We start from the raw sequence: 3133 nt of genomic DNA on the forward strand, positions 1-3133 counted from the left end.
AAAGGCTGGACAAGGTCTTAGCGGTATGCTTACTGGAAAGACCTACACAGGGGCTAATGAGCAGGCAGCTGTTCAGCGTCAGCAAACACAAGCAAAGAACCTTGAAAGCTTAAAGGAAGAGGCTAAAAACGCTATATACTCAACACCAGCATTAGGTGAAGAAGCAGCTAGTAATTTGTTAATGGCGATAGAGAAAGACCCTACAGGTAAGCGAGCAGAGCAGGTTATTAAGAAGTATGGTATGCCTGACGCACCGCAGAACACAGCTGATGCGTTTATTAAGTCTGTTCAGTTGGGTATCAATAACGGAAGTATTAGTGCTGAGTCTGGAATAGCAGCTATAGAGGCTGAACAACAGCAGAGCGGAAGTGGTAGAGATAAGTTGGAGTTCACTTCCAAAGGCGCTGAAAGGGCTGCTGAGAAAGACCTGTCTGCTAAAGATAAGGAACGTTATAATAATCTGTTAGACGAAACTAATGAGTTAAAGCGTAAGAATATTGAGACAGCTACCATCACACAATTGTTAGATACTATTAAGCCTACAGCAGGTGCAGCAGCACAGGTTGAGAGTTTGTTTAAGAATGTTTTCGGTACTCAGGATACAGCCAGTGTTTTAAGAGCACGTATTGAAGCGTTACGTGTGGCGCAGTCAATCGGTAACTTACCACCTGGAGTTGCTTCTGATAAGGATATTGAATTAGTATTAAGTGGTACACTACCAAGTACAGCTAACCCAGAAGCACTAAAAGAATGGTTTGCGGCACTGAACAGACTTAACAATCTAGCCATTGAAGAGTCAGAGGCACAGTTAAAATACTTCGATGACAAAGGTAGTATGAAAGGTTATTACACAGAGCGTCGTGACTTTAACCGCAAAAGAGCTGAAAAACAAGCAGCTGAACGTCAGGCAGAGTTAGATGCTATTGTGGCGACTCGTGCTGAAAAGATAGCAAAAGCTAAAGCAATGCAGCAAGCAACCCTTGAGAGAGAGCAGCGTGCGGTATCTAGTCTTAAGGAAGATAAAAACATAGAGACTGACTTTTTTGGGAGGTTTTAGATGACTGATTTTGACAGTATGAGCGATGCTGAGTTAGACCAGTATCTACTAAAAAACTCACCAGCCTCTAAACAGTCCTCTGCAATTGACTTTGACAGTATGAGTGATGAGCAGTTGGATAGATATCTTGCGGGAAAGCCAATAGATGCTCCTGAGCGTAACGAGTTTATAGGTATGGGTAGTTCTATAGCGGGTGCTTTAGGTGGTGCAGCAGCAGGTTCTGCTATTCTTCCGGGTGTAGGTACAGTTGCAGGTGGTATCATCGGAGGCGCTTTAGGTGCTTTCGGTGGGGAACTAGCCGAAGATGTTATGTCAGAGGAAGAGCTTAATTACGCCAATGCTGCAAAAGAGGCAGCTATATCCTTTGGTATTGATGTGGCTACTCTAGGTACGGCTAAGTTTGCAAAGCCTGTTTATTTTGCAGGTAAGAAAGCATTAGGCTTTGCAGGCGAGGAAGTAGGTAAAGATATTGCTGAGAAAGTAGCCACTAAAGCTACACAACGAGCAGGTACTCCACTATCTCTAAAATCGACTGCCGAGCTATTAGGCGAGAAAGGGGCGGTACTAACGCCTATTCAGCTTGGTGAGAAAGGTATATTAGGTTTCTATGATAACTTAGGTAGAGGTGGTATACTATCTGGAAAGATGTTTGATGAGAACATGGTTAAAGTTAATGAAGCTGTTTCTGGCGCTGTTAATGATTTAGTAGCTAAGAATGATGCTGGTGTTATGATGAAAGGTGAGCTAGGTGCTGCTGTAGATTCTTTGTTTCATGAAGCTAAACAGGGACTCAGTAAGCAGTATGAGCTAGGCTTAAACGAAGTTCAGCGAATGATTAGGAACGATAAGGTTAATGTTATACCTATTCATAATGCTATTGATGGTTTTGTTAAATCTTACTCGCAGAAGATAGGCGATAGCGCATTGCAAGATGGTACGTTATCTTTACTTAAGCAAATTAAGGGCGACTTGTCGAATGGTTTTAAAGTTGTTGATGTTGTTAAGGATGTACGGAAACCATATAGGAATGCTCTTGGACAGACCATGTATAAGACGGTTAAAGAAGTAACAGGAACTAAAAAAATACCTGTTGCTATACCTGCTGAAGAGCTAATTACATGGCAGAAGAAGGTTAATAAGGTTATTACCGAGATGGGTAATCCACAGAGTAGTATGTACAATAGCGCTATAGATGCTGACTTAGCTAAAGTATCAAATACTCTGCGTAAGTCTGTTGACAAGTCTATGATGGGACTTAACGCTGAAGCCTATGGTAAGTATATTGGAATTAAAGACCAGTATAGAAAAGGTATAAAGACACTGCGTCCTGATAATATCAAATCCATAATAAACTCAGCAGGTAAAGAGGACTATGAAAGACTTGGTAAGTTATTTGTTCAGGAAGGTGTTGTTAACTTAGACCAGTTTAAGAAGACGTGGCAAGCTTTAAACTTCTCTGTAAAGTCTATGAAGCCTGAAAAGCTTCAGCAGTTAGGTTTTGCCAATAAAGATGAGTTGTTCAAAACTATTAAGTCTACATACATGCAGAACTTACTTCCTGCTGTTAATGATGTTAGTTTTGACATTGGTAAGTACGCAGCTAAGATGTCCAAGATGACAAAGGAGGAGTTGTCACAAGCTAAAACTGTAATGGGTAAGGACTTTGGACGGTTCAATCAGATACGTAATGCTATAATTGATGCGTCTGTTAAACCCGGTAATGACATTGGTATGTTAGCCCTTCGCTCGAAAGAGTTACAGGCAGGTACAGCGCTTGCTGCTGGTTCTTTTGGTGGTGTTGGTGTTGGTTTGTTTGCATTGTTTGCTCCTAAACTAATGGCTAAGATAGCTTTAAATCCTAGGACTCAAGGACTGTTGATAAACATCCTGAACAGAAGTAGTAAGACTCCTGAAGGTCTTAAGATAACTGAAAATGCTATACGTACATTACTAGCAGCTGAAGGTGTTGATTTAGCGGCAGAGCCTCTTACTTCACCTAACTAAAACTAAAAAGCCCTACACAGACCTATTAAGTCTATGTAGGGCTTTGTTTTATTCGAAGTCTTCTAGTTCTAT

2 protein-coding genes are annotated in these 3133 nt (G+C 41.2%); both read left to right on the forward strand.

Translation table 11 applies throughout. The features are described from left to right. Window positions 1-1057: hypothetical protein (locus tag ACSHXM_RS21440; protein WP_435692399.1), on the forward strand; the 1057-nt coding region annotated here is incomplete at its 5' end. Next, complete coding sequence (locus ACSHXM_RS21445) at window positions 1058-3061, forward strand: hypothetical protein (protein ID WP_435692401.1); 2004 nt, start codon at window positions 1058-1060, stop codon at window positions 3059-3061. Window positions 3062-3133: the final 72 nt, after the last annotated feature.

It is taken from the genome of Paraglaciecola sp. (genome assembly GCF_051252315.1).
Lineage (GTDB): Bacteria > Pseudomonadota > Gammaproteobacteria > Enterobacterales > Alteromonadaceae > Paraglaciecola.

What these genes read in the sequence shown, in the direction of transcription:
- ACSHXM_RS21445 (WP_435692401.1), top strand. Translation starts at nt 1,058, where the DNA reads ATGACTGATTTTGACAGTATGAGCGATGCTGAGTTAGACCAGTATCTA.